Source organism: Streptomyces sp. CoH27 (assembly GCF_020181035.1).
Taxonomy (GTDB): Bacteria; Actinomycetota; Actinomycetes; order Streptomycetales; family Streptomycetaceae; genus Streptomyces; species Streptomyces camelliae.
Genome location: NZ_JAIQYY010000011.1, coordinates 112,960 through 139,191 on the forward strand (window position 1 = coordinate 112,960; position 26,232 = coordinate 139,191).

The following is a 26,232-nucleotide window of genomic DNA, read 5'->3' on the forward strand; positions in this document are numbered from 1 at the left end:
TGATCACCTCTGCTTGATCCTCAGGAAGGTGACCGAGTTCGCCGGGAAGGTGTAGCTGAACCTGTTGGTGACGCCCGTGACGACGGACGTGACCGGGGCGACCGCCGTGGCCGTCTCGCTGTTCACCGCGTCCGGTGCGGCGGCCAGCGTGGTCACCTTCGCCTTGGAGGCGACCTTCAGACCGCCGAGGTCGATCGCCGTACGGGCCGCCGAGGACTGGTCGTTGACCACCTTGACGATCAGCTCACCGGTCTTCGCGTCCCGCGTCACGACCTGGCGGAACGGCTCGGCCGGCTTGTCGTCGGTGAAGCTGCCCCACTGCTGCCCGTCGAGCAGGAGAGTGACCTGGCGGCCGCGCACCTTGATGTCGACGTCGTAGGCGCGGCCGGTCTCGACCGAGCCCGGCTTGGAGAACAGCGTGGACTTGCCGCCGTCCACGGCCTGCTCGACCGCGGTCTGGGTGTTGTTCCAGCCGCCGATGTTCCACCAGTAGTAGGTGCCGGTGTCCTTGACGCCGAAGGCGACGAGGAAGCCCTCCTGGCCGGCCTTCTTGGTGGCCTTCACATGCAGGTCGTAGTCGTGCCAGGCCGGGTCGCCGGCGGAGACCATGGTGTTCTGGGCGGCGGTGTCGGTCTGGACGTACTGCCCGTCCTGGATGCTCCAGCTGCCGGTGCCGGTGTGGGTCCACTTCGAGGCGTCGCCGGAGAAGTCGTCGCTGAGCAGCGTCGAGCCGTCGGCGGCGGTGACCCTCACGTCGTCGTAGGCGGCGCTGGTGTTCCAGGTGGACAGGCCGACCGCGCCGGTGATGGGGCCGCTCACGTTCGGCGTGGTGGTGGCCGTGCTCGGCACCACCCGGTCACCGGCGTTGTTCATGAACAGCTTCTGGACCTCGTAGTTGGCCGAGCCCCAGGAGGCGTGGTTGTTGAACCACACCAGGTCCGGGCGCCACTGCACATAGTCCTCGTTGGCGAACAGCGGGGCGTAGGAGGCGAGTTTGACGACGTCGGCGTTGCGCTCCAGGCCGGTCATGTACGCCGCCTCGGCGAGGCCGTTCTTGAAGGCGTTGCCCTGGGAGGCGTACTCGCCGAGGAAGACCTTCGGACCGCTGCGGTCGTAGGAGTCGTAGCGGTCGTTGTTCTGCAGGAACCACTGCGGGCTCTTGTAGTAGTGCTCGTCGGCCATGTCGACCTTGGCGTCCCGGTTGAGCTTCCAGGCGGTGTCGAAGATCGTGCCGCCGGCGTCGGGGCCGTTGTTGGAGATCACGGTCATGTACGGGTACTTCGCCTGGATGGCCGCGCGGAACTGCTGGAAGTGGGCGAAGAACTCGGTCGGCAGGGGCTCTTCGTTGCCGACCTCGATGTGGGTGAGGTGGAAGGGCTTGGGGTGGCCCATCCGGGCACGCACCTTGCCCCATGTCGAGGTCGCCGGACCGTTGGCGAACTCGATCAGATCGAGGGTGTCCTGGATGTGCCGCTTGAGCAGGGCGTCGTCGTTCGTGGCCTTGTTCTGGCCGCAGCCGGTCACCAGGGCCGGTACGACGGGCAGCGGCATGGCGCCGATGTCCTCGGCGAAGCGGAAGTACTCGTAGTAGCCGAGGCCGTAACTCTGGTTGTAGCCCCAGAAGTTGGCGTTGGTGGCGCGGGTCTCGACCGGGCCGATGGTGTCCTTCCACTGGTAGGCGCGCTTGCGCTGCCAGCCGGAGGCCTCGCTGTAGTCCTGCATGGAGCCGGTGTTGACCAGGCAGCCGCCGGGGAAGCGGACGAAGCCGGGGTGCAGGGCGGCGACCTTCTCGGCGAGGTCCTTGCGCAGGCCGTTGGGCTCGTGCTTGTAGGTGTCGCGGGGGAACAACGACACCATGTCGAGGGCGGCCGCCGCACTGGAGGCCACGGCGAGGCGGCCGTCGTTGCTGGTGCGGGACGCGGTGAAGGTCGCCTTGTACCGGGCCCAGCCGCTCTTCTTCACCTGGATCTGCCGGGCGGCCGCGAGGGCGCCTCCCGCGTCCTGGAGGCTGACGGTGAGTGTGGTGCCGGCGTCAGCACGGGCCCACACCGAGAAGTCGTACGTCTTGCCGTCCTGGACCGCGACACCGGTGTTGTAGCCGGAGTTGGTGACCGACGAACCGGCGCCCAGGGAGAGGTAGTTGCGGTTGCGGTCGTTGAGGCGGCCGGAGTCGTTCACGACCTGCGCGGTGCCCGAGACCGTCCAGGCGGTCAGCGGGGTGTACGACGTGTTGTCGTCGGCGGAGTACTCGAAGGACCGGTTCTGGACCAGTTCGGCGTACAGACCGCCGTCGGCGGCCCGGTTGATGTCCTCGAAGAAGACGCCGTACATGGTCTTGCCGATCGCGGGCCCCTTCGCCTTGGGGTCGACGCTGATCGAGTAGTCGGTGACGCTCGCGTCGGCATGGGCGGGGACGGCGGGAAGACCGGTCGCGGCGAGCAGAACGGCGCTCGCTCCCAGACCGAGTCTCCAGCGGGCGGTGCGTGACATGGATACTCCGCGGCTCTGAGGTGTCCGGACAACAGATTGTTCGAAATATCAGACATTGGTCAGCACTCCGAACGCACGGTAAGAGGAGGGATGTGAGCACGTCAATGGGGCGAACGCGGTGACCCGTAAGCTCGACCCATGGATGTGCAGCCGCGGTACTGGCCCGTCGCCGATGTGCTGGCGTACCTGGCCGGGCGCTGGCGCGTCGAGCGGAGCGTGCGGGATCGGGCGAGCGGCGACGAAGGGCACTTCACGGGAGTGACCGTCTTCAGCGCGCTGGACGACGGCGGCCTGCTGCACGAGGAGTCCGGGGACTTCACCTGGCAGGGCGTGACCCGGCCCGCGACACGAACGCTGCGATTCCTGCCCGGGGCCGTGCCGGGCACGGCGGACGTGCGGTTCGCCGACGGGCGGCCCTTCCACGAGCTGGACCTGAGCACGGGGTGGTACGTCGCCGGCCATCCGTGCGCGGCCGACTTCTACCGCGGCGTGTTCACCGTGCGGGACGCCGACCACTGGCGCACCGTGTGGGGGGTCGGCGGCCCGGCGAAGGATCTGCTGCTGACCACCGACTATGTGCGCGAGGGCTGAGCGGGGACGCCGTCGAAGCGGAGGTTCCAGCGGCCCGCGCGGCCGGTGACGGTGGTCGTGGACAGCGGGCGCACGTCGATGTTCCAGTAGCTCGCCGGCGGCGCCTTCAGCGCGTAGACCAGAGCCGCGCGGACCACGGCGGGCTCGGCGACGGCGACGATCCGGCCGCCGTCCCCGACCGGCCGGGTGTCCAGCCAGCCGCCCACCCGGGAGATGAAGGCCAGCAGGGACTCGCCACCGTGCGGAGTGCCGCACGGATCGGCGAGCCAGGCGTCCACCGCGTCCGGCTCACGGGCCATCGCCTCGCCCAGGGTCAGCCCGCGCCAGCGGCCCATGTCGCAGTCACGCAGGGCGAGCTGGACCAGCGGGGCGTACCCCAGGGCGTCGCCGGTGGCCCGGCTGCGCGGGGTCGGCGAGCAGTAGCGCAGCTCGGCGGCGGCCAGCGGCAGCAGCTCACCGGCCGCACGCTGCACCGCGTCCCAGCCGCCCTGGTCCAGCGGCCGGTCGTCCTCGAACCGCTCCGCGAGCAGCGGGGTGCTGCGCGCGGCGGCGACGAACGTCACCCTCAGTGGCATGCGGTGATGGTGAGCCGAGGGAGAGCACAGGTCAAGGGGTGTTACCTGCGAGTTACGGCGGATATGTGGGCGCTCACCCGAAAGTTCTTCACGGGAAGAGGTGGATCATCCACTGCTCGGGACGCTCCAGCGGCTGGAAGCCGGCCTTCTCGTACACCCCGTGCGCGTCGTGCGTGGCGAGCAGGATGCGGCGCAGGCCGTACGGCTTCAGGTGGTCGCGGATGCGGCCGACGAACGCCGTGCCGACGCCCTTGCCGCGCACCGACGGGTCGACGTACACATCGGCGAGCCACGCGAACAGCGCCTCGTCGGTGACCACGCGCGCGTACGCCACCTGCGCCCCCGAGGCCCGCTCGTACACCCCGAAGTTCAGCGAGGACGCCATCGCCCGCTCATGCTTCTCGCGCGGCCGGCCGATCGCCCAGTAGGCGTCGGTCGACAGCCAGGTGTGGACGCGGTCGACGTCGACGCGGGCGGTGTCGGCGGAGAACTCGTAGCCGTCGGGGAGTTCGGGCGTATCGCTCATCGGCCGATGATCGCAGAAGTGTCCGTGCCACCTGGCATCCTTTTTCCCCATGAACGGGATCACGACCGCCGCCGACTACGGCTGGCTCAAGGAGCGGTACCAAGGCCTCCTGGAGGCCTACTGCCTCACACTGGTGGAGAACATCACGCCCGATCAGCTGCTGCGGGAGCTTCGGGCGGAACCCGAGGGCGGGTGACCGGGGTGGCGGAGCTGGCCGAGCCGTCGTACGACGCCTGGGACGAGTACGAGGACGAGAAACTGCTCGTCGGCGTCGCGGCCGTCGGCGACTGGACGCTGATGGTCGAGTACAACGGGTACGTCGGCAACCGCTCGGAACTGATGGATCCCGTCTGCCGGGGCCGTACGGTGGTCTCCCACTTCCGGAACGTCAACGCGGTGGACGGTTTCTCCTGGTCGCAGGACGGCGTGATACGTCTCGGCTTCGAGCCGCTGTTCCCCGCTCAGCGCCATGGCAGCGACCCTGACGCCTGCCTCACCGAGATGCGGGAGGCCGGCTTCAACCTGCGTTCCGACGAGGAGCGGGACTTCGCCGGGCACACCGAGGCCGCCTTCGCGCTCGCCGAGCGGATCACCGGGGTGCGGCTGACCCCGGAGCTGTTCGAGGAGCTGGAGATCACCTGCGGCCTGGTGACCCTTCCCTAGAACACCTCCTCGCACGCCGCCCGCAGCCGCCGTACGCCCTCCGCGATCTCCCCGGTCCCGGCGACCGCCGCGAAGCTCAACCGCAGGTGGGCCGCGGGAGGTTCGGCGCTGAAGTAGGGACGGCCGGGGGTGATGGCGACGCCCGCGCGCAGGGCGGCGGCGGTGAGGGCCGCGTCGTCGGTGCCGTCGGGCAGGCGCACCCAGAGGTGGTAGCCGCCGGACGGGACGTGGGGCAGGGCGAGTTCGGGCAGGTGCCGGGCGAGCCCGGCCGTCATGGCGTCGCGCCGCTCCTTCAACTCGGCCGAGAGCGCCCGCAGATGGCGGGGCCAGGCCGGGGAGCCGACCAGTTCCAGGGCCGCCTCCTGCAGCGGCCGGGGCACGAAGAAGCTGTCCACGACCTGGATGGCGCGCAGCCGTTCCAGCACCGGCCCGTGCGCGGCCAGGGCGCTCACCCGGAAGCTGGGCGAGGTCGCCTTGGTCAGCGAGCCCACGTGCACGACGACGCCGTCGGGGTCGTCGGCGGCCAGCGGGCGGGGCAGGGGGCCGGAGTCGGCGTGCACGAGGCGCCGGACGAAGTCGTCCTCGACGACGAACGCGCCGGCCTCGCGGGCGATGCGCAGCACCTCGGCCCGCCGGTCCGGGGCGAGGACGGCGCCGGTCGGGTTCTGGAACAGGGGCTGGCAGACGAACACCCGGGCGCCGCTGGCCCGGAAGGCGTCGGCGAGCAGGCCGGGCCGTACGCCGTCGGGGTCCACGGGCACCGGCACCGGGCGCAGCCCGGCCGCGCGGGCGAGGGCCAGCATGCCGGGGTAGGTCGGTGACTCCACGAGCACGGGGGCGCCGGGCGGGGCGAGCGCGCGCAGGGCGGTGGCCAGGGCGGACTGCCCGCCGGCCGCGATCAGCACCTCGGCCGCCGTGACGGCACCGCCGATCCCCCGCGCGAACCACTCGCGCAGCTCGGGCAGCCCCTCCAGCGGCGGCCTGCCCCAGGCGCCGGGCCGCCGTCCGGCCCGGGCCAGGGCGGCCGCCATGGCCCGCTCGGGCTGGAGGGAGGGATGCAGATAGCCGCCGCTGAACTCCAGCACCCCGGGCGGCGGGGTGGCCAGCGAGACCGTGACTCCGGAGGCGTCCACCGTGCGCGGTACGAGCTCGGCGGCGCCGTCGGCGCTCAGTGCGACCTCCTGCCAGGAGGTGTCCCCGGCCGGCGGCTCCGTGGCCCGCGGCCGGGCGCGGAAGGCACCGGCGCCGGGCCGGGTGACCACCAGCCCCTCGGCGGCCAGCTGGGCCAGCGCCCGCGAGACGGTCACCGGGCTCACCCGGAACCGCTCGACCAAAGCGCGGCTCGACGGGAGCTTTCCACCGGGAGAGTAGCGGTCCAGATCCCGTCGGAGCCGTTCCGCCAGTTCACTCACACTGCTACGCTCGTACATGACGACACAGAGTAGCGCTACTGCCCCGAGCTCGATAGCGGTCACCGTCCCGCGCGAGCGGCGTGACCTCGGTACGGCCCTCGCCTTCCTCGGCGTCGCCTCCTTCTCCCTGACGTTCCCGGCCACCGCCTGGGGACTGGAGGGGTTCGGACCGTGGTCGCTGGTGGCCGCGCGCTGCGTCCTCGCGGCGCTGGTCGCGGGCGGCTGTCTGCTCGCTCTGAAGGTCCCGCTGCCGGAGCGACGGCATCTGCCGGGGCTCGCGGTCGTGGCGGCCGGCGTGGTGCTGGGCTTCCCGATGCTGACCACGCTCGCCCTGCAGACCTCCACCACCGCGCACGCCGCCGTCGTGGTGGGGCTCCTGCCGCTGACCACCGCGGTGCTGTCGGCCGTGCGCATGGGCAGCCGCCCCACGCGCCGGTTCTGGCTGGCCGCGCTCGCCGGGGCCGCGGCCGTGGTCGCCTTCACCCTCACCCAGAGCGGCGGCGCACTGACGGCCGCCGACGGCTACCTCTTCGCGGCCCTTCTGGTGTGCGCCGCCGGATACACCGAGGGCGGCCGGCTGGCCCGGGTGATGCCGGGCTGGCAGGTCATCGGCTGGGCGCTGGTGCTGTGCACGCCGCTGACCGTCCCGGCCGCCGCGGTGGCGCTGTCCTCCGAGCCCGTCCAGCTCACCTGGCACGGGATCGCCGGTCTGCTGTGGGTGGCGCTGGGCTCGCAGTTCCTCGGCCTGGTCGTCTGGTACCGAGGGATGGCGGCCATCGGCATCCCTCGGGCCAGCCAGTTGCAGTTGGCTCAGCCGCTGCTCACACTGGTGTGGTCGGCGCTGCTGCTGGGCGAGCACCTCACGGCGGCCGCTCCCCTGACTGCCGTCGCCGTCCTCGTGTGCATCGCCGTCACACAGCGGTCGTGATCGTGAGGAGGGCCTGCGAGATGCGCGCATCCAAGGGCGACCACCTGATTCAGCACGGCAGGGTGGTCGGTCAGCACGACCAGGAATCAGAAGTGGTCGAAGTACTCGGTCCCGAGGGCAACCCGCCCTACCGCGTCCAGTTCCAGGACGGACACCAGGCGATCCTGTCCCCCGGACCCGACTGCCAGGTCAAGCACAAGGAAGAACGACAGCGCTAGTGCCGCGGCAGGCAACGTTTGCCCGTCAAGGAGCGGCGTCCGGTGCGTGCTCTCGGCGTGCGGGCCGGAAGCCCTCGTACTGGACGTACTTGGGCTTTCGGCCGGTGTGCCGCAACAGGCAACGTTCGCCCCGTCGCGACGCCCTGCACGCTCCCCCAGAGGGGGGTACCCCCACTACTGGCTCACCGCGGTGGCTTCGCCGGTCGCTCGTAGTGATCAGCGACCACGCGTGCCATCGCACCGATCGGATCGGCCGCCACGTCCTTGGCCGCGAAGAAGACGTGCCCGCGCACCTGCGGGTACCGCGCGGCGAGCGTGAGGTGCCGGGACAGCTCGACGGGGTCCTGCCAGGCTGCCGGCTGCCCGGCGGCCCCCGCCTTGTACAGGGCTTCGCCGATGTACAGGTGTGTCCCGGTGCCCTGCGCGACCGAGGCCCACCAGTCGGCCAGCTTCGCGTAGTCGGCGGCGGCGAAGCCGATGTGCCAGTAGATCTGCGGGACGACGTAGTCGATCCAGTGCTCGCGGACCCAGCGCCGGGTGTCCGCGTACAGGTCGTCGTAGGTCTGCGCACCCGCCTGGGTGTCCGAGCCGCGCGGGTCGGTCGAGGCGTTGCGCCATACCCCGAAGGGGCTGATCCCGAACCGGGTGCCGGGCCGGGTCCGCCTGATGCCGTCGGCCATCTCCTCGACGAGCCTGTTGATGTTGTCCCGCCGCCAGTCGGCCCGGCTGCCGAAGGCGCCGCCGTAGCGGTCGTAGGCGTCATCGTCGTCGAAGGTCTGCCCGGCGACCGGGTAGGGGTAGAAGTAGTCGTCGAAGTGGACGGCGTCGACCGGGTACCGCGCGACCGCGTCGAGCATGGCCCGCTGGACGAAGGCGCGGACCTCGGGCAGGCCGGGGTTGTAGTAGAGCCTGCCGCCGTACGGCACCACCCAGTCGGGGTGCTTGCGGGCCGGGTGCGAGGGGGCCAGCCGGCCGGGGTCGGTGTGGTTCGCGATCCGGTACGGGTTGAACCAGGCGTGCAGCTCCAGGCCCCGGGCGTGGGCCTCGCGCACGGCGGTGCCCAGCGGGTCCCAGCCCGGGTCCTTGCCCTGGGTGCCGGTGAGGTACTCGGACCAGGGCTCGTACGGGGACGGCCACAGGGCGTCGGCGGTGGGCCGTACCTGGAACAACACCGTGTTCAGCCGGTCCCGGACCGCCTTGTCGAGATGGACGATCAGCTCCGCGCGCTGGTCGGCGGCCGGCAGGCCGGGCTGTGACGGCCAGTCCCGGCCCGCGACCGTGGCGAGCCACACCCCCCGCATCTCGGCGCCCGGCCCGGACCGGTGACCGGGCCCCTCCGGCTCCGGCTCCGGCTCGGCACGCGGTACGGCCCTCGCGCCGGGCGCCGTGACCAGGGACGACAGCGCCGCCAGCGTGAAGGCCCGCCGTGCCAAGTGCCCCATCCGTACACCCCCATACGCTCCGGATCCGCTCCGTGACGGATCGTTCCGCGCTCCAGGATGCCCCTCCCCGCGCGATCGATCATCGATACTTGGCGGTAACGTGCACGATCGGAGCAGGCGCCGAAACCCGGAGGTCCTGCGAATGCCGTAGATCAGCGAAGGGGTCGATGTGACGGGCATCCCAGCGGGAGACATTGCGCGCGTCGGAGTCGTGGGCTGCGGCCAGATGGGTGCGGGCATCGCCGAGGTGTGCGCCCGCGCCGGACTGGACGTGAAGGTCGCCGAGACCACCGGCGAGGCCCTGGAGATCGGCCGCACTCGGCTGTACAACTCCCTGGCCAAGGCCGCCCAGCGCGGCAAGATCACCGAGGAGGAGCGGGACGCCACGCAGGCGCGGCTCAGCTTCACCACGGACCTCGGCGAGTTCGCCGACCGCGACCTGGTGATCGAGGCCGTGGTGGAGAGCGAGCCGGTGAAGACGGAGATCTTCCAGGTGCTCGACCAGGTGGTGACCCGCCCGGACGCGATCCTCGCCTCCAACACCTCCTCGATCCCGCTGGTGAAGCTGGCGGTCGCCACCTCCCGCCCGGACCACGTCGTCGGCATCCACTTCTTCAACCCGGCCCCGGTGCAGCAGCTGGTCGAGCTGATCCCGGCGCTGACCACCTCCGAGGGCACCCTCAGCCGCGCCCAGCTCTTCGCCGAGAAGGTGCTCGGCAAGCACGCCATCCGTGCCCAGGACCGCTCCGGCTTCGTGGTCAACGCGCTGCTCGTGCCCTACCTGCTCTCCGCGATCCGGATGTTCGAGTCGGGCATCGCCAGCCGCGAGGACATCGACAACGGCATGGAGATGGGCTGCGCCCACCCGATGGGCCCGCTGAAGCTGTCCGACCTGATCGGCCTGGACACCATCGTCTCCATCGCGAACAGCATGTACGCCGAGTACAAGGAGCCCCTGTACGCCGCTCCCCCGCTGCTCCAGCGCATGGTCGAGGCGGGCCGGCTGGGCCGGAAGACCGGGTCGGGGTTCTACACGTACGGCTGATTACTGTCTGCGACACCTGCGGGCCCGGCACCGGAACTCGGTGCCGGGCCCATCTGTTTCACTCCCCGTGTGCGCGCCGGGCACGCATATGCCCGTCGCACACGCTCCCCGTGCGCCCACCAGGCGAGTTGACTCTTCATGCCCATGCAACGGATGTGGAGGACCACATTCGGCCACAGAGAGGAATGAAAACGTGACCACCGATTCCGATCATTCCGTGGTCCAGGAGGAACTCGCAGAGTTACGTCGCCGCCTCGACGTCGCCTACGCCCGGGTCGAGGGAGGTCTGGCTCTGCTCAGCCACCGCGCCAAGGAGACCGCCAAGGAAGTGGACGAGCTGAACTCCCGGATGATCTCCCTGGAACACGCGCGCTGGCCACTGCCCTCGCTCGCCGCCCTCACAGCCCTCGGAGCCCTCGTCGTGACGGTCTGGCAGGCACTGGCCCGCTAGGGCCTGAGGTGGTGCAACAGCAGTAACGCGGCCGCCATGTTGGCGGCCGGGACCTCCCCACGGGCGATCAGATCCGGCACGAGTTTGAGCGGTACCCATTCCCGCCGGTCCGACTCGAAGTCGTCCACGGGATGTCCGACGTACTCGCCCCGGTCGGACCAGTAGATGTGGTGCCGGGCGTCGGAGAGGCCGTTGGACGGCTCCACGGTCATGAGGTGGTGCAGGGGCCCCGGCCGCCAGCCGGTCTCCTCCTCCAGTTCCCGGGCGGCCGCCACGGCGATGTCCTCGCCGTCCTCGACGACACCCGCGGGCAGTTCCCAGCCCCAGCTGTCGGTGATGAAGCGGTGCCGCCACAGCAGCAGCACCTCGCCCGCCTCGTTGACGACCGTGGCCGCGGCCACGGGCCGCAGCCGGATCAGGAAGTGGTCCAGATGCCGGCCGTCCGGCAGCTCGACATCAGCGAGATTGACGCTGAACCAGCGATTTGCGTACACAGTTTGTTCGTTCTGTTTCGTCCACTGCACGGTTCTGCCACCTTCCGCCGAGTAAGTGGCAATATCGCAGCAGGGACGGAGTACCCACAGAGGGCCTGCACCGGGCCTACAGCGGTACGCGCAGTGCCCCGTCGATGAGTTCCGCGGCCTCGGCGGTACCGGCCGAGCCGCAACTCACCAGGTGCTCGCGTACCGCGCGGAGTCTGTCGCGCAGCCGCTGGGACTCCATTCCGCGGGCCTGCTCGGCCATCTGCACGGCGGTCGCCACCGCCTTGTCGGCCTGTCCCTGGCGCAGTTCGATCGTGCAGAGCATGGCGAGCCGGTGCACCCGCCCCCGGTCGTGGGCGGGGTTGTCGACGGCCGCCGCCGCGTGCTCCCCGGCGGCGGCGATCTCACCGAGGCTGAGCAGCGCCTCGGCCACCTGCACATTGACCAGGCCCGGCTGCACATAGCCGGTCTCGTCGGGCTCGTAGCCGCGCCGGATCCGCTCGGCGGCCGTCTCCGCGCGCCGGATGCACGCCAGCGCGCTGCCGGCGTCGCCGAGATGGGCGTACGCCTTGGCCTGCATCGCGTACAGGTCGGAGGCGAGCGCCGGCGTGATGTGCCGGCCGGCGGCCCGCAGCGCGGCCTCCGCGAAGGCGACGGCCTGCCGGTACTCCCGCATGAACAGCGACTGGTTGACCAGCAGCGCTATCACATAGGCGCCGAGTCCCCGGTCCCCACTGGCCTTTGCGAGCCTGAGCGCCTGGTGGAAGTAGCGCTGCGCGAGTCCGTGCGCGTCGGAGTCATAGGCGCAGATACCGGCGACGGCGACCAACCCGCCGGTCGCCCGGTGCAGTTGACGCCCGGTCGCATCGGTGTAGCCGCCCCGCAGCAGCGGCGCCGCCTCGGCGTTGAGGAAGCCGACGATCCGGGTGCGGGTCGCGATACCGCCGGCCTTGCGGTACATCTGCTCGTAGTGCGCCCGCGCGGCGCGCAGCATCTCGATGTCGGCCGTGGTCACCCGGTGCCGGCCGCCGCGTGACACGTCCACGTCCTCGGGCGGGTTCTCCCACTCCCACACCGGCATGACCGCCGGGGTCCCGGTGACGGCGGGGGCGCCCAGCACATGCGGCCGCTGCTGTTCGTCCGAGCGCCACAGGGCGGTGGCCCGCTCCACGAAGCCCGACAGCGACCCGGCGTGCGCGGTGCTCGGCTCGCCGGGTACGCCGAGACCGATGTCGTCGAGCGTGACAGGACGATGGAGGCGGTTGGCGAGCACCTCACAGATCAGGTCGGGCACCTGACCGCGTGGCCGCTGGCCCTTCAACCACCGTGCCACGGCGGTGTGTTCGTACCGGAGGGCGAGACCGCGTCTCCGGCCGGCCTGGTTGACATGGGCGGCGAGACCGGCGTGCGAGATGCCCGCCTCGTCCAGGATCGCGTCGAGCAGAGTGTTGGGCTGCATGGAATGCCCCCCGAGTGGCCTGGTGCGGTCAGCGTAGTGGCTCCGCCTTCACACGGGGTGTGAACGGAACACCTGCATCCGCACTGTGCACGCGGTGTTGCTCAGCGTGTTCTGCCGGTTGACTGGGGTCCCGGCCAAGCTTCCGGCTCCCCCTCGAAAAGCGGCGGCTTGGCCGGGGTGAGCAGCTTGCCCCTCGCTCGTTCGTTCCGCAGGACGAGCAGTGCCACGTCGTCCGTCGGACTGCCCGCCGTGTGGTGCAGGAGAGCCGAGAACAGGGCGCGCAGGAGCGACTGCGGCGAGACCGACTGATCGCCCACGGCCTCCCTGAGCGCCGTCGGCAGGGAGAAGAAGCGGCCCTTGGCGTCCCTGGCCTCCTCGGCGCCGTCCGTGAAAAGGACGAGGGAGTCGCCGGGGAAGAGCCGGCCACAGGCGTGGGCTTCCAGTTCCGTGGGCAAGGGGAAGGGGCCCAGCGGCGGGAGCGGGTCGACGCGGCTGAGCGGCTCCACACGCGTGCCGCTGATCCGGTACGGCCAGGGATGACCGCAGTTGAAGGCGTGCAGCTCGCCGTCGGGGCCGATCTCCAGGAGCAGGACGGTGACGAACTCCTCCGCGACCGGATGTTCGGTGCGGGCCCGCTCGCTCAGATGGCGGGCGAGGGCGCGGTCCAGCCGGCGGAGCACACGGCCGAGTTCGGGCTCGTCGTGAGCCGCCTCACGGAAGCTGCCGAGGACGGCGGCGACGGTGCCGAGGGCGGACAGACCGTGCCCTCGTACGTCGCCCATGACCACGCGCACCCCGTGCTCGGTGGCGATCGCCTCGTACAGGTCCCCGCCGACGCAGGCGCCCCGGTCCGCGGACAGCTGGGCGGCGGCGACGTGCAGCCCGTCGAGACGCGGCGGCAGCGGACGCAGTACGACGCTCTGCGCGGCCCGCGCCACCCGGCGGGCCTGCCGCAGCTCATGCAGCAGGGCGCGCCGGACATGGAATATGAGCCCGGTGCCGACGGCGAAGAAGACGGCGCTGGTGACGATGCGCGCCCCGAGCCCGGCCTGCTGGGCCAGCGGACAGCCGAACTTGTACCCGACCGCGACGCCGCCCCAGACCATGGGCAGTACGGCGCCCCGCGCGGTGGGTGCCCGTGCCTTGATACGGATCATGCCTCTGGTCCCCCATGGAGTCCCTGACCGAGCAGACGGACCGACCCCGAAAGGCCGGTCCGATTCTGTCGAGGGCACGGTCCGGGAGGACCAGATCGGCTCCGATTCCCACTCAAATGAGTGAGCCGACCCTGGCCGACTCGCATTTATGCAGCTGGCAGAGGGGTACAGCGCCCCCAAAGGGGCGTGGGGCTGTGCTCGATGTGCGGCTCCGCCGCGTGGGCGCGAGCGACCACGACGAACCCGCAGCCGCCGAACAAGCACAGCTCCCCGCCCCGTAGGCGAACTAGCCCCGCAGAACCGCACCCGTGCGCTCGCCCGCGAGGGCAACCGCGGCATCCCGGGCAGCAGACGCCTCATCCACGGTCAACGTACGGTCCCCGGCCCGGAAGCGGAGCGCATACGCCAGCGACTTCCGGCCTTCGCCCAACTGCTCCGCGTTCTCATACACGTCGAACAGCCGGATGGACTCAAGCAGCTCACCCGCACCCTCCCGCAGCGCCGCCTCGACCTCCGCGGCCGGGACGGGCAGGTCGACCACGAGGGCGACATCCTGCGTGGCGACCGGGAACGTGGAGATGCCCGGCGCCTGCGGGACACCGTCGCCGACGGCCTCCAGCGCGTCCAGGTCGAGTTCCATCGCGCAGGTGCGCTCCGGCAGCCCCAGGGCCTTCAGCACGCGCGGGTGCAGCTCGCCCGCGTGGCCCACGACCCGCTCCGCACCGTCGGCGACGATGAGCAGCTCGGCACAGCGGCCGGGGTGCCACGGGCCGTACTGGCCCTTGCGCACGACCAGCTCGGCACCGGCCTCACGGGCGACGGCACGCGCCGCCTCCACCGCGTCGGCCCAGTCCGCCGGACGGCCCTTGCCCCACCAGCCGGCCTGCTCGCGGGCCCCGCTCAGCACCGCGGCCACGTGCCGCGGCTGCTCGGGCAGCACCGCGTTGAGGGCGGCGATCTCCTCGTCGGTCGGACGCCGGTCGACGGGCAGGTGCGTGGCGACACCCTGCTCCTCGCGCGGGTGGAAGACCAGACCCGTCTCGAACAGCGCCAGGTCGTGGCTGCCCCGGCCGGCGTTGCGCCGCAGCGCGCCGAGCAGGCCCGGCAGCAGCGTCGTACGGAGCGCGGGCTCCTCGTCGCTCAGCGGGTTGACGAGCTTGACGACGCGGCGGGCCGGGTCGTCGGCCGCCAGGCCGAGCTGGTCGAAGACCTGCTCGCCGACGAACGGGTAGTTCGGTGCCTCGACGTAACCCGCGCCGGCCAGTACCCGGCCGACCCGGCGGTGCAGGCGCTGGCGGTGGGTCAGGCCGCGGCCCGAGGGGAGCTTGGGCAGCGTGGAGGGCAGGTTCTCGTAGCCCTCCAGGCGGATGACCTCCTCGGCGAGGTCGTTCGGGTCGACCAGGTCGGGCCGCCAGGACGGGACGGTGACGATCAGCTCGTCCTGCCCGTAGACGTCGCAGCCGACCTGCTGGAGACGGCGTACGACGGTCTCGCGGCCGTAGTCGACGCCCGCGACCTTGTCCGGGTGGTTCGCCGGGATGCTGATGGTGTGCGGGGCCGAGGGCGCGATGATCTCGGTGACGCCGGCCTCCGCCGTACCGCCGGCAAGGAGGACCAGCAGGTCCACCGTGCGCTGTGCGGCGGCCGCGGCGGCCTGCGGGTCGACGCCGCGCTCGAAGCGGCGGGACGCCTCGGACAGCAGCTTCTGCCGGCGGGACGTGCGGGCGATCGCGACGGCGTCGAAGTGCGCCGCCTCGATGACCACGTCGGTGGTGCCGTTCACGCCGTTCTCGGTGACCTCGTGGTCGGCGATCTCGGTGTTGGCACCGCCCATGACGCCCGCGAGGCCGATGGGGCCGCGGTCGTCGGTGATGACAAGGTCCTCGGCGTGCAGCTTCCGCTCGACACCGTCGAGCGTGACGAGCTTCTCGCCCTCCTGGGCGCGGCGCACGCCGATGGTGCCCTGGACCAGGGACCGGTCGTAGGCGTGCAGCGGCTGGCCCAGCTCCATCATCACGTAGTTCGTGACGTCGACGGCGAGGGAGATCGGGCGCATGCCGACCTTCTGCAGCCGGCGCTGGAGCCAGATCGGGGAGCGGGCCTCGGGGCGCAGGCCGGTGACCGTGCGCGCGGTGAAGCGGTCGCAGCCGAACGGGTCGGTGACCTGGACCGGGTAGCCGTAGGCGTTCGGCGCCGGTACGTCGATCAGGGCCGGGTCGCGCAGCGGCAGGCCGTAGGCGATGGCGGCCTCGCGGGCGACGCCGCGGATGGACAGGCAGTCGCCGCGGTTGGCGGTGACGGCGATGTCCAGGACCTCGTCGACCAGCTCCAGCAGCTCGATGGCGTCCTTGCCGACCTCGGTCTCCGGCGGCAGCACGATGATGCCGTGGGTGCCGTCGTCGCCCATGCCCAGCTCGTCGGTGGAGCAGATCATGCCGTGGGACGTCTTGCCGTAGGTCTGGCGGGCGGCGATGGAGAAGCCGCCGGGGAGGGTGGCGCCGGGGAGGACCACGACGACCTTGTCACCGACCTGGAAGTTGCGGGCGCCGCAGACGATCTCCTGGGGCTCGCCGGTGCCGTTGGCCTGGCCGACGTCGACGGTGCAGAAGCGGATCGGCTTCTTGAAGCCCTCCAGCTCCTCGATGGTCAGCACCTGGCCGACGACCAGCGGGCCCTTGAGGTCGGCGCCGAGCTGCTCGACGGTCTCGACCTCCAGGCCGGCCGAGACGAGCTTCTCCTGGACGTCGCGGCCGGTTTCCGTCGCCGGCAGGTCGACGTACTCCCGCAGCCAAGAAAGCGGGACCCGCATCAGATCTCCATCCCGAACGGCCGGGTGAACCGGACGTCACCCTCGACCATGTCTCGCATGTCTTCGACGTTGTGGCGGAACATCAGCATCCGCTCGATGCCGAACCCGAAGGCGAAGCCGCTGTACTTCTCCGGGTCGACGCCGCAGGCGGTGAGCACCCGCGGGTTGACCATGCCGCAGCCGCCGAGCTCGATCCAGCCCTCGCTGGAGCAGGTGCGGCAGGGCCGGTCGGGGTTGCCGACGGACTCGCCCTTGCAGACGTAGCAGAGCATGTCCATCTCGGCGCTCGGCTCGGTGAAGGGGAAGAAGTTCGGCCGCAGCCGGGTCTTCATGCCCTCGCCGAACAGCGACTGGACCATGTGGTCCAGGGTGCCCTTGAGGTCCGCCATGGTCAGGCCCTCGTCCACGGCGAGCAGCTCGACCTGGTGGAAGACGGGCGTGTGCGTGGCGTCCAGCTCGTCGGTGCGGTACACGCGGCCGGGGCAGATCACGTAGACCGGCAGCTCGCGGTCGAGCAGCGAGCGGATCTGGACCGGCGAGGTGTGGGTGCGCAGCACGACACCGGACTCCGTACCGCCGTCGGGGCCCTGCACGAAGAAGGTGTCCTGCTCGCCGCGGGCCGGGTGGTCCGGGCCGATGTTCAGGGCGTCGAAGTTGAACCACTCGGCCTCGACCTGCGGGCCCTCGGCGACCTCGTAGCCCATGGCCACGAAGATGTCCTCGATGCGCTCCGAGAGCGTGGTCAGCGGGTGCCGGGCGCCGGCCGGGACGCGGTCGTACGGCAGCGTGACGTCGACCGACTCCTCGACCAGGACGCGGGCGTCGCGCTCGGCCTCCAGCTCGGTCTGGCGACCGGCGAGGGCCTTGTTGACGGCGCCGCGGGCCATGCCGACGCGCTTGCCGGCCTCGGCCTTGGCGTGCGGGGGCAGGGCGCCGATCTCGCGGTTGGCGAGGGCCAGCGGGGAGGCCGGGCCGGTGTGGGCGACCTTGGCCTCGTGGAGCGCGTCGAGGGAGTCCGCGGCGGCGAAGGCGGCGAGCGCCTCGTCCCGCATGCGCTCGATCTCTTCCGGTTTCAACGTCTCGACCTCGACAGGGTCGTACGACTTATTGGGTGCCGACATCTCTTCCCGTGCTTCCGATTGGCTGGCGGATGGTCCCCGTCACCGACTCGCGAGGGCCGCGTGAAGGACACAAAGGTGCCAAAGGCCGAGTCTAACGGGGTGGAGGTGTACGAAGAGCCCGTGGGCCGCTCCGGCTCTCGTCAAGCGAGATACGCCGGGGCCGCCACGGGCAACGTAAATCGGAACTCGGCGCCGCCGACGGGGGCGCGGCCGACCGTGATGGTGCCGCCGTGGGCTTCGACGATGCCCTTGACGATGTACAGCCCGAGGCCCGTGCCACCGCGCTTGCTGCCCCGCCAGAAGCGGGTGAAGACGCGGTTCATGGATTCCTCCGGGATGCCGGGACCCTCGTCGCTCACCGTGACCGATGTGCCGGTGTCCTCGCCGTCGCGCGGGGATGCGCAGGGCGTGACGTCAATGGTGACGGTTCCCTCGCCGTGCCGCACGGCATTTTCGATGAGGTTGCTCAGCACCTGGTCGACCTTGTCGGGGTCGGCCCACAGGGCGGGCAGTGGCTGTTCGATGCGCAGCAGGAAGCGGTCGGCGGGCTGGCCCGCGGCGACGTAGGCCTGGATGTGCCGGGAGACGGCGGCCCCGATGTCGACGGGCTGGCGGCGCACCTCCAGGCGTCCGCTGTCGATCCGGGAGATGTCGAGCAGCTCGGCGATGAGCCGGGTGACCCGGTCGGCGTCGGCGTCGACGGTCTCCAGCATCAGCCGTTTCTGGTCGTCGGTGAAGCGCTCCCACTTGGCGAGCAGCGTGGCCGTGAAGCCCTTCACGGAGGTCAGCGGGGAGCGCAGCTCGTGGGCGACGGTGGCGATCAGCTCAGCGTGGCTGCGCTCGGTGCGGCGGCGGGCCTCGGTGTCGCGCAGGGACACGACGACACGCTGGACGGGCCCGAGAGGTTCGGCGCGAACGTACCGGGCGGAGACGAGCACCTCCCGCCCGCCGGGCAGCAGCAGATTCCGCTCGGGCTGCCGCACCCGGATGGCGAGCCCGCCGTAGGGATCGGTGAGCTGCCACCACCGGCGCCCCTCCAGATCCTCCAAGGGCAGCGCCTTCTCCAGCGGCTGCCCGAGGGCGTCGGCAGGGGGTACGGCGGTGATACGGCCGGCGGCGGCGTTGAAGCGGACGACCCGCCCGTGCTCATCGGCGATGACGAGGCCGTCGGGCAGCTCGTCGGGATCGAGGCCCGCACAGTCGCCGTGCCGGGGCGTGGGGGTGCGCCGCGCGTCCCGCCCCTCCGGTCCCCCCGGCGCGGTCCTTGTGCCGCCCACACTCATCCCCGTACCCCACCTCTCCGACGGCGCAGGGCCCCGAGGTCGTCACCCTACTAGCTCTCGGTGACGGAGCGGCACCCTCCGGAGGCGCGCTGTGCACGGGCCGACGCGTAGAGACATACGGCAGCGGCGGTGGCCAGGTTCAGACTCTCGGCCTTTCCGTGGATGGGGACGCGTACGACGGCGTCGGCGAGGGCGCGGGTCTCCTCGGGCAGGCCCCAGGCCTCGTTCCCGAACACCCAGGCGGTGGGTCCGCCCATGCTCCCCTTGTCCAGCTCCTCGTCGAGGTCACGGTCGCCGGCCCCGTCGGCGGCGAGGATGCGCACCCCTGCGTCCTTCAGCCCCTGCACGGCCCGCTCGACGGGCACGCCGACGGCGACGGGCAGATGGAAGTGGGAGCCGACGGAGGCGCGTACGGCCTTGGGGTTGTACAGGTCGACGGAGGCGTCGGTGAGGACGACCGCCTCGGCGCCGGCGGCGTCGGCGCACCGCAGCACGGTCCCGGCGTTCCCGGGATCCCGCACATGGGCGAGCACGGCGACCAGTTTCGGCCGGGCGGCGAGGATGTCCTCGAAGGAGGTGTCCAGGAACCGGCACACCCCGACCAGCCCCTGCGGGGTCACGGTGGTGGAGATGTCGGCGATGACGTCCTCGGCGGCCAGATGCACCCGGGCACCGGCGCTCCGGGCGGCCCCGACGATGTCGGCGTACCGCTCCGCGGCCTCGACGGTGGCGAACAGCTCGACGAGGGTGGGGGTGCCGTCCACCCGATGCCCGGCCGCCTCCCGGACGGCCTGCGGCCCCTCCGCGAGAAACAGCCGGTCCTTACCCCGGAAGTTCCGCTTGGCCAGCCGTCGGGCGGCACTTACCCGGGCGGACCGGGGAGAGATGAGCTCAGGAGAGACGGGGGGCATCCTTGTACCTTCGGAAACTTGTGGCGCACCCCGAAGGGGCGCGGGCCGTGTCGATATGCGGCTCCGCCGCGTGGGCGCGATCAACCACGACGCACCCGCAGCCGAACGATTCGCGCTGCACGCCCCAACAACAGGACCCGCAAGCCATACAGCCTGCGGGTCCTTCAGTGAACGTCGGCTAAAGCCGGCGCAGCGTCACGCGGCCTTGGGCGCGTTGACGTCGCTCGGCAGCGCCTTCTGCGCGACCTCGACGAGCGCCGCGAAGGCGTTCGCGTCGTTGACGGCCAGCTCGGCCAGGATCTTGCGGTCGACCTCGACGTTCGCGGCCTTCAGACCCTGGATGAAGCGGTTGTAGGTGATGCCGTTGGCGCGGGCAGCGGCGTTGATGCGCTGGATCCACAGCTGACGGAAGTCGCCCTTGCGCTTCTTGCGGTCGTTGTAGTTGTAGACCAGCGAGTGGGTGACCTGCTCCTTGGCCTTGCGGTACAGACGCGACCGCTGACCGCGGTAGCCGGAGGCCTGTTCGAGGATCGCCCGGCGCTTCTTGTGGGCGTTGACTGCCCGCTTGACGCGTGCCACTTGTTAACTCCTTGTAGCGGGGCCGTGGTGGTACTCACACGACCCGGAAACGGCTGGGTCCCGGTGTTGGCGTACGGCGCTCAGGGGTTGGCGAGCGCCGGGTACGTCACTTGCCGAGAAGCTTCTTGATCTTCGCGGCGTCGCCCGGGGCCATCTCGGCGTTGCCGGTGAGGCGACGCGTGACGCGGGACGACTTGTGCTCAAGCAGGTGGCGCTTGCCGGCGCGCTCGCGGAGCACCTTGCCGGAGCCGGTGACCTTGAAGCGCTTGCTGGCACCGCTGTGCGACTTGTTCTTCGGCATAGCGCCGTTATCTCCTCGTCGGTGGCGCTCCGGTGCCCGGTCGTGAAACCGGGCACGGTGGAGCGTCGCTCTACTTTCGGTTACATCCTCGGGGACATGGTGTCCCCCGGGATCACGCCTCGGCGGGCTCCTCGGCGGACGCCTCAGCCTCGGCAGGGTTCTGCGAACGACCGGGGTGGGCCTTCGCCTCCGCCTTGCGGGCTTCCTGCGCCTGACGGGCCTCGGCCATGGCCTCGGTCTTCTTCTTGTGCGGACCGAGGACCATGATCATGTTGCGGCCGTCCTGCTTCGGGTTCGACTCGACGAAACCGAGGTCCTGGACGTCCTCCGCGAGCCGCTGCAGCAGTCGGTAGCCCAGCTCGGGCCGGGACTGCTCGCGACCACGGAACATGATCGTGATCTTGACCTTGTCGCCCTGCTTGAGGAACCGGACGACGTGACCCTTCTTGGTGTCATAGTCGTGCGGGTCGATCTTCGGCCGGAGCTTCATCTCCTTGATGACCGTGTGCGCCTGGTTCTTGCGCGCCTCACGGGCCTTCATGGCCGACTCGTACTTGAACTTCCCGTAGTCCATGAGCTTGCACACGGGCGGACGGGCGTTCGCCGCGACCTCGACCAGGTCCAGGTCGTACTCCTGCGCAAGCTCCAGTGCCTTCGCCAGCGGGACGATGCCCACCTGCTCGCCACTGGGACCGACAAGTCGCACCTCGGGAACGCGAATCCGGTCGTTGATGCGGGGCTCGGCGCTGATGGATCCTCCTCGGTAGCACCACACGGTTGTCTGGCGGACAGCCGCGTATGTCTCTTTTCGTAAGACCTAACCGCGCCGAAGCAACAAAAATGCCCCGGACGATCACAGGCGGGGCTCCAAACGCACTACCGGAGCACCGCCGCGATGCCGCGGGGCGCACTTCGGGCGGCTCTCCATCGTCCGTACGGAACGATGGCGGCCGCCTGACCGGGGTGACCCGCCGTCCCGGAGGACGGTCAGGTGGGAGATCGGAGCCTCCACTTGTGGGCCGGACGCTCTGGTGTTGGCAGGGCATGTCCAGCCGGTCGTCCACCAGGTTAGCAGGATCGCTTGACAGGGCCTAATCGGGAACCCGTGATCCCCGTCATCAGCGACCGCTTATCGTGTGGGGCATGAGTGAGACCCCTCCTGAGAATCCCGACTTCGACGCGATGACCCGCGATATCGCCGAGGTTCCCGCCGTCGAGGTGATCGTGACGGTCGCCGTCAACCTGATGAGCGCCGCCGCCGTGAAGCTGGGGCTGAGCGAGGAGGGCGAGAAGTACAAGGACCTGGACGAGGCCCGCAAGCTGATCACCGGTCTCGCCGGTCTGCTGGACGCGAGCGCGACCGAGATCAGCTCCTTCCACGCGGCCCCGCTGCGCGACGGCCTGAAGTCGCTCCAGCTGGCCTTCCGCGAGGCGTCGATCGTCCCGGACGAGCCGGGCCAGGGACCGGGCGAGAAGTACACGGGCCCCATCTACGGCTAGTCGATCACCGTACGTACAAGGGCTCGCCCGGAGGCGTGGTCCCGGCCGGCAGCAGTGCCAGGTCGAGGCCGCGCACCAGGCGGGCCCTCAGTGTTTCGTCGGCGGCGAGGCGTTCGGCGACCGCGCGGGCGGCCTGGGCGGGCGCGGCGGCCGGGTCGAGGACGAGGGCGAGGGTGCCGTCGGCCTGTCCGGGGCCGAGGTGGGCGCGCAGCACGGCGGGCTCCGCCGCCACGGCCGTACGTACCGCTTCCCGCACGGCCGGGTCGGCCAGCGGGTCCGTGCTGGTGCGGCCCTCGGCGAGGGCGAGCAGTGCGGGTCCGGTCAGCTCGAAGGGCACCGGTCCGGCGAGGTCCAGCACGAGCGTGTCGGTCTTCTCGTGCGCGGCGGCCTGCAGCGCCTGGTGCAGGGGTACGGCGACGGGGCGGGCCGCGGGGTCCCAGCGGGCGAGCGAGTCGGTGGAGGTGAAGGCGGGCAGCGCGGTGCGCTCGCCGGCCTTCAGGGTGGGTACGGCCATGTCGCTGGTCTTCTCGCGGCGCAAGCCGTTCTCGTCCTCCTCGACCTCGCCGAGCACGGCGACGACCGGGACGAGCAGGCGGGCGCCCTTCAGGGCCTCCAGGACGGGGCCGAGCGCGCCGTGGTCCTCGGCCCAGGCGGCGAGCGCGGCGCTCAGCCGGGGGTCGGCGGAGCCGTCGTCGTCGGAGAAGCCGGGGTCGGGAATGTTCTTGTTCGCCACGGTCACCGACCCTATCGGGGCGAGACCCACCGGCCGCCTTGGGGGCGAGCGCCGGGCCTGCACGGGAATCTCAGGAATCGCTGACCTTCGTCTCACCTGCGTCCGACGGGGCGCACAGTCCGCGCGCCGAGCTTCGCGGCATGGAGTCCTCCGGAGCCCGCCGGGGCCGTCGCAGGCGCCCGTCCCGGCGGCGTCCGCTGCTGCGCACCGTGCTGGCTGTGGTCGCCGTCGCCGGGGTGACGGCCGGGGGCACGGTCTATGTCAAGGCGCGGGCGCACGCGGGGGCCGCGGCCGTATCGTCGGCGGCGACGCCCGCGGCCTCCCCCTCGGCCGGGGCGAGCGAGGAGGCGACCGTGACGAAGGCGGCGGTGGACCGGGACGCGCTGCTGAGCGAGGCGATGGCGGCGGTGAGCGTGCCGTCGGGCGCCGAGGTGTCGGCGGCCGTGCTGGCGGTGGGCTCCGGGGAGAGCGCCGGGTACGGCGAGGCGGCCTTCGACACGGCGAGCATCGTCAAGGTCGACATCCTGGCCGCGCTGCTGCTCCAGGCGCAGGACGCGGGCCGGCAACTGACGGCGACGGAGCAGGCGTACGCCACGAAGACGATCGAGAACAGCGACAACGCCTCCGCGACGCAGCTGTGGCACACGATCGGGCGCGCGGTCGGCCTGGACGCGGCCAACAAGCGCTTCGGGCTGACGTCGACCTCCGGCGGCGACGGCGAGCTGTGGGGGCTGACCCAGACCACGGCCGCCGACCAACTGGTGCTGCTCCAGCAGGTGTTCGGGGACGATGACACGCAGCTGAGTGCTGCCTCCCGGGCGTACGTCCAGGGCCTGATGGGGTCGGTCGAGACGGATCAGCAGTGGGGGGTGTCGGCCGCCGGTGACGCCGGCTCCTGGGCGCTGAAGAACGGTTGGCTGGCGCGCAGTACGACGAACCTGTGGGTCGTGAACAGCATCGGGCGGGTCACGGTGGACGGCACCGGCTATCTGGTGGCGGTGCTGTCGAAGGGCACCGGGACCCAGGCGGAGGGCATCGCGCTGGTGGAGGCGGCGGCGAAGGCGGCGGTGTCGGCGTTCACCGGCGAGTGATCTTCCTTCCGGGGTCAAGTGCCCTGGGATTCAAGGCACTTGACGCCCGAACGGAAGGTGATCTCCAGCTGCGCGGCCGGCCGGACACCGGGTATCTGCTGCGGGGCGCCTCGCCGCGCCACCCGGAGATCGAGTACATCGCCGGTCGGCGGCCCGGACGCCTCAGGCGCCTGCGTCCGTGCGCTGCCTGCGCCCACGCCACAGCACCACGCCCGCCACCAGCAGCACCCCGCCGGTGCCGCCGGCCAGGGGGCCCGCCCAGTCGGCGGTCGAGGAGGTGGCCTTGGGGGCGTCCGGGCCGGTGCCGAAGTACTTCTTGCCGTACGACGCCACGCGCAGGCTCTCCGGGCGGATCCGGCCGGCCGCCTGCAGTGCCGCCGCCGGGTCGATCATGCCGTAGCCGCGGGAGTCGTCCCGGCCGCCGACCGGTGCGTCCCGGGCGGTGTCCTCCAGGAGCTTCTTGATCTGGGCCGGGGTCAGACCCGGGTGGGCGGCCTTGATCAGGGCGGCCGCGCCGGAGACGAAGGCGGAGGCGGCCGACGTGCCCCAGCCCTCGTAGTACTTGTGGTCGGGGTCGGCGATGACCACGTCGACGCCGGGCGCGCTGACCGCGGCGTACCAGCGGCGGGTGGAGAAGGAGGCGCGGGTGCCGTAGCGGTCGACGGCGGTGGCGGCGATGACGCCGGGGTAGGCGGCCGGGTAGGAGATGTGGTCGCCCTTCTCACCGCCGTTGCCCGCGGAGGCGACGACGACCACACCCTTCTTCAGGGCGTACTGCACGGCCTCGTCCTCGCTCGGCTCGGGGTGCGCGGAGTTCGAGTCGTCGCCGAGGGAGAGGTTGATGACGTCGGCGCCGTGGTCGGCGGCCCAGCGGATGCCGTCGGCGAGGGCGTTGCCCCGGATCGTACGGGCCTTGGTGCGGGCGGGGTCGCCGTCCTCCAGGATCACCCGGACGGGCAGGATCTTCGCCTCGGGGGCGACGCCCATGACGCCGGCGGAGTTGCCCGGTCCGTGTCCGTGCCCGGCGATGATGCCGGCCATGGCGGTGCCGTGCCGGGCCCAGGTGCGCTCGCCCTGCCGGGCGCCGAAGCCGATCATGTCCTGGCCGGGCAGGACGTTGCCGGCGAGGTCGGGATGGCCGGCCTCGACGCCGGTGTCCAGGACGGCGACGGTGACGCCCCGGCCCTTGGTGGTCTGCCAGGCCTCGTCCAGGTGCAGGGCGTCGAGGCCCCACTGCTGGGCGCGGATGCCGTCGGCGTGGGCGGCGGCGGACGGCAGCAGGGTGAGGGCGCCGGCGAGCAGCAGGCTCACCGCGGCTCCGGCGGGAGCCGGGCGCCGGTGGCCGCTTATCGATCGCCTCGATCGCCTCGATCCGGTCATGAGGGTTTCTCCGTGGCCGTGCCGATGTGCTGGCGCAGGCGCCGTGCGACGCGGTCGGCCAGGCCCTGGGCCTCGTTGCCGAGGCCCGCCTGAGCGGGTGCGGTGGTGGCGCTGGGGCTGGCGGCGTCGGCGGCGGGCTGGGGCTCGTCGACGGTGCGGCCGTCGGCCCAGCCGGAGACGGCGTAGGCGACGACCGGGGCGTCGGTGAGGACGGAGACGGTCCAGGAGGCGCGCTGCTTGTCGCCGAAACCGGCCGCGAGGGTGCCCTCGGCGGCGTACGGCCGGGGCATCAGGTCGGTGCGGCGGTCCAGTCCCTCGGTGCGGAAGCGGGCGGCGAGCGCGGACATGGCGGCGGGGTCGGCGTTCGTGAACAGCAGGCCGACGGTGGTGACGTAGCTCTGGGTGGCGTCGGTGTAGGTGGCGCGCAACAGCCGCTGACAGCCGAGCGGGGTGAGGACCTTCTCCAGCAGCGGGTCGAAGGCGTGGGCGCAGCCGCTGTCCGGGGCCACGGCGATCCTCGTCCAGGTGCGGTCGGCGCCGCCGGGTCCGGCGCCGGTGCCCGCGACGGTGGGCGGGAACAGCTGGTCGACGGGCACGCTGTGCCAGAGCGTGGCGGCGGTGGTGAAGTGGTCCACGGCCGCGGTGTCCCCGCCGTCGCCGGTGAGCCAACTCCCGGTCACGGCGCCGCCGATGAGGCCGAGGCCGAGCACGAGGCAGGCGGCAGCGGCGGCGGTGCGGGGGCCCACCCGGTGCCGGGCGGGCTCCGCGAAGGTCTCGGGCTGCCCGAACGAGACGACGGGCCGCGCGGCCGCGCCGGCGCTCCAGGACAGCGCCGGGTCCGGACCGGCGGAGGGTGCGGGCGGGGTCGGGCCGACGGGGTGGGCGGGTGCCAGCGGACTCCAGGCGCGGGCCGAGGAGGCGGATGAGGAGGCGGGTACGGAACCGGTACGCGACTCGGCGCCGACTCCGGCGGACTCGGGAGTGGCACCGGGGCGCTGGGATTCGCGGGCCCCGGGAATCGGCCGGAGCCGGGCCGTGGTCTCCACGGCAGGTACCGGACGAAGCCGGGCGGTCGTCTCGGCGGG

At 71.6% G+C, this 26,232-nt stretch carries 25 protein-coding genes and 1 pseudogene; 8 read left to right on the forward strand and 18 right to left on the reverse strand.

Annotated features, from left to right (window positions below):
* Positions 1-3: 3 nt before the first annotated feature.
* Positions 4-2,490, reverse strand: coding sequence for an alpha-L-arabinofuranosidase C-terminal domain-containing protein (locus tag LE548_RS19860; RefSeq protein WP_225098233.1), 2,487 nt, complete (start codon positions 2,488-2,490; stop codon positions 4-6).
* Positions 2,491-2,628: 138 nt separating this feature from the next.
* Between LE548_RS19860 and LE548_RS19865 the strand changes: the two genes are divergently transcribed.
* Entirely contained in the window at positions 2,629-3,081 is a 453-nt protein-coding gene (locus tag LE548_RS19865) for a DUF6314 family protein (RefSeq protein ID WP_225098234.1), read from the forward strand.
* Here the strand turns inward: LE548_RS19865 and LE548_RS19870 are convergent.
* Both LE548_RS19870 and LE548_RS19875 read right to left on the reverse strand, forming a co-directional pair.
* Positions 3,063-3,656: a histidine phosphatase family protein gene (locus LE548_RS19870; RefSeq protein WP_225098235.1), complete on the reverse strand. Its 594-nt coding sequence runs from the start codon at positions 3,654-3,656 to the stop codon at positions 3,063-3,065. The two genes, LE548_RS19865 and LE548_RS19870, sit on opposite strands and share 19 nt — an antisense overlap.
* Positions 3,657-3,744: 88 nt before the next feature.
* Positions 3,745-4,182 (reverse strand): GNAT family N-acetyltransferase, encoded by a 438-nt coding sequence (locus LE548_RS19875; RefSeq protein WP_225098236.1) that lies wholly within the window; start codon positions 4,180-4,182, stop codon positions 3,745-3,747.
* 49 nt (positions 4,183-4,231) lie between these two features.
* On the opposite strand from LE548_RS19875, the pseudogene LE548_RS19880 reads away from it, so the two are divergent.
* Positions 4,232-4,845: pseudogene (locus LE548_RS19880) on the forward strand (DUF6461 domain-containing protein).
* Here LE548_RS19880 and LE548_RS19885 read toward each other — a convergent pair.
* Positions 4,842-6,275: a PLP-dependent aminotransferase family protein gene (locus LE548_RS19885; protein WP_225098237.1), complete on the reverse strand. Its 1,434-nt coding sequence runs from the start codon at positions 6,273-6,275 to the stop codon at positions 4,842-4,844. The pseudogene LE548_RS19880 and the gene LE548_RS19885 overlap by 4 nt on opposite strands.
* Here LE548_RS19885 and LE548_RS19890 point away from each other — a divergent pair.
* Positions 6,274-7,185, forward strand: coding sequence for a DMT family transporter (locus LE548_RS19890; protein WP_225098238.1), 912 nt, complete (start codon positions 6,274-6,276; stop codon positions 7,183-7,185). The two genes, LE548_RS19885 and LE548_RS19890, sit on opposite strands and share 2 nt — an antisense overlap.
* A gap of 20 nt (positions 7,186-7,205) precedes the next feature.
* Positions 7,206-7,403 carry a DUF1918 domain-containing protein gene (locus LE548_RS19895; protein ID WP_225098239.1) on the forward strand — a complete coding sequence of 66 codons (198 nt, stop codon included), beginning with the start codon at positions 7,206-7,208 and terminating at the stop codon, positions 7,401-7,403.
* Positions 7,404-7,585: 182 nt separating this feature from the next.
* Here LE548_RS19895 and LE548_RS19900 read toward each other — a convergent pair whose 3' ends face one another.
* Complete coding sequence (locus LE548_RS19900; protein ID WP_225098240.1) at positions 7,586-8,845, reverse strand: glycoside hydrolase family 10 protein; 1,260 nt, start codon at positions 8,843-8,845, stop codon at positions 7,586-7,588.
* Between the two features lie 169 nt (positions 8,846-9,014).
* On the opposite strand from LE548_RS19900, the gene LE548_RS19905 reads away from it, so the two are divergent.
* Both LE548_RS19905 and LE548_RS19910 read left to right on the forward strand, forming a co-directional pair.
* A complete protein-coding gene (locus LE548_RS19905; RefSeq protein WP_225098241.1) occupies positions 9,015-9,890 on the forward strand; it encodes a 3-hydroxybutyryl-CoA dehydrogenase in 876 nt (291 codons plus the stop codon).
* 193 nt (positions 9,891-10,083) lie between these two features.
* On the forward strand, positions 10,084-10,341 hold the full coding sequence (locus LE548_RS19910; RefSeq protein WP_225098242.1) for a hypothetical protein: 258 nt from the start codon (positions 10,084-10,086) through the stop codon (positions 10,339-10,341).
* Here the strand turns inward: LE548_RS19910 and LE548_RS19915 are convergent.
* The 10 genes from LE548_RS19915 to infC all read right to left on the reverse strand — a co-directional run bounded on the left by LE548_RS19915 (position 10,338) and on the right by infC (position 21,218).
* Positions 10,338-10,865, reverse strand: a complete 528-nt coding sequence (locus LE548_RS19915; RefSeq protein ID WP_225098243.1) for an NUDIX hydrolase — start codon at positions 10,863-10,865, stop codon at positions 10,338-10,340. The genes LE548_RS19910 and LE548_RS19915 overlap by 4 nt on opposite strands.
* A gap of 76 nt (positions 10,866-10,941) precedes the next feature.
* Entirely contained in the window at positions 10,942-12,282 is a 1,341-nt protein-coding gene (locus tag LE548_RS19920; protein ID WP_225098244.1) for a transcriptional regulator, read from the reverse strand.
* Between the two features lie 101 nt (positions 12,283-12,383).
* On the reverse strand, positions 12,384-13,439 hold the full coding sequence (locus LE548_RS19925) for a PP2C family protein-serine/threonine phosphatase (RefSeq protein WP_225098245.1): 1,056 nt from the start codon (positions 13,437-13,439) through the stop codon (positions 12,384-12,386).
* A gap of 286 nt (positions 13,440-13,725) precedes the next feature.
* Positions 13,726-16,248, reverse strand: a complete 2,523-nt coding sequence (pheT, locus tag LE548_RS19930; RefSeq protein ID WP_225098246.1) for a phenylalanine--tRNA ligase subunit beta — start codon at positions 16,246-16,248, stop codon at positions 13,726-13,728.
* Positions 16,248-17,369, reverse strand: a complete 1,122-nt coding sequence (gene pheS / locus LE548_RS19935) for a phenylalanine--tRNA ligase subunit alpha (RefSeq protein ID WP_225098247.1) — start codon at positions 17,367-17,369, stop codon at positions 16,248-16,250. Before pheS ends, pheT begins: the two co-directional genes overlap by 1 nt.
* A 140-nt stretch (positions 17,370-17,509) precedes the next feature.
* Positions 17,510-18,652: an ATP-binding protein gene (locus LE548_RS19940; protein ID WP_225098248.1), complete on the reverse strand. Its 1,143-nt coding sequence runs from the start codon at positions 18,650-18,652 to the stop codon at positions 17,510-17,512.
* Positions 18,653-18,702: 50 nt separating this feature from the next.
* The gene (locus tag LE548_RS19945; protein WP_225098249.1) at positions 18,703-19,563 is read right to left on the reverse strand and encodes an RNA methyltransferase; all 861 of its coding nucleotides are present in this window, start codon (positions 19,561-19,563) and stop codon (positions 18,703-18,705) included.
* Between the two features lie 195 nt (positions 19,564-19,758).
* Entirely contained in the window at positions 19,759-20,142 is a 384-nt protein-coding gene (rplT, locus tag LE548_RS19950) for a 50S ribosomal protein L20 (protein WP_006141703.1), read from the reverse strand.
* A 106-nt stretch (positions 20,143-20,248) separates the two neighbouring features.
* Positions 20,249-20,443: a 50S ribosomal protein L35 gene (rpmI, locus tag LE548_RS19955; RefSeq protein ID WP_004933563.1), complete on the reverse strand. Its 195-nt coding sequence runs from the start codon at positions 20,441-20,443 to the stop codon at positions 20,249-20,251.
* A gap of 112 nt (positions 20,444-20,555) precedes the next feature.
* Positions 20,556-21,218 carry a translation initiation factor IF-3 gene (gene infC / locus LE548_RS19960; RefSeq protein ID WP_225098250.1) on the reverse strand — a complete coding sequence of 221 codons (663 nt, stop codon included), beginning with the start codon at positions 21,216-21,218 and terminating at the stop codon, positions 20,556-20,558.
* Between the two features lie 368 nt (positions 21,219-21,586).
* On the opposite strand from infC, the gene LE548_RS19965 reads away from it, so the two are divergent.
* Entirely contained in the window at positions 21,587-21,943 is a 357-nt protein-coding gene (locus tag LE548_RS19965; RefSeq protein WP_225098251.1) for a DUF1844 domain-containing protein, read from the forward strand.
* Between the two features lie 4 nt (positions 21,944-21,947).
* Here the strand turns inward: LE548_RS19965 and LE548_RS19970 are convergent, their stop codons facing one another.
* On the reverse strand, positions 21,948-22,676 hold the full coding sequence (locus LE548_RS19970) for an SseB family protein (RefSeq protein WP_225098252.1): 729 nt from the start codon (positions 22,674-22,676) through the stop codon (positions 21,948-21,950).
* A gap of 140 nt (positions 22,677-22,816) precedes the next feature.
* Here LE548_RS19970 and LE548_RS19975 point away from each other — a divergent pair, with 140 nt between their 5' ends.
* The gene (locus LE548_RS19975; RefSeq protein WP_225098253.1) at positions 22,817-23,767 is read left to right on the forward strand and encodes a class A beta-lactamase-related serine hydrolase; all 951 of its coding nucleotides are present in this window, start codon (positions 22,817-22,819) and stop codon (positions 23,765-23,767) included.
* 162 nt (positions 23,768-23,929) lie between these two features.
* Here the strand turns inward: LE548_RS19975 and mycP are convergent, their stop codons facing one another.
* Complete coding sequence (gene mycP / locus LE548_RS19980) at positions 23,930-25,147, reverse strand: type VII secretion-associated serine protease mycosin (protein ID WP_225098254.1); 1,218 nt, start codon at positions 25,145-25,147, stop codon at positions 23,930-23,932.
* Complete coding sequence (locus LE548_RS19985; RefSeq protein WP_225098255.1) at positions 25,144-26,193, reverse strand: hypothetical protein; 1,050 nt, start codon at positions 26,191-26,193, stop codon at positions 25,144-25,146. Before LE548_RS19985 ends, mycP begins: the two co-directional genes overlap by 4 nt.
* Positions 26,194-26,232: the final 39 nt, after the last annotated feature.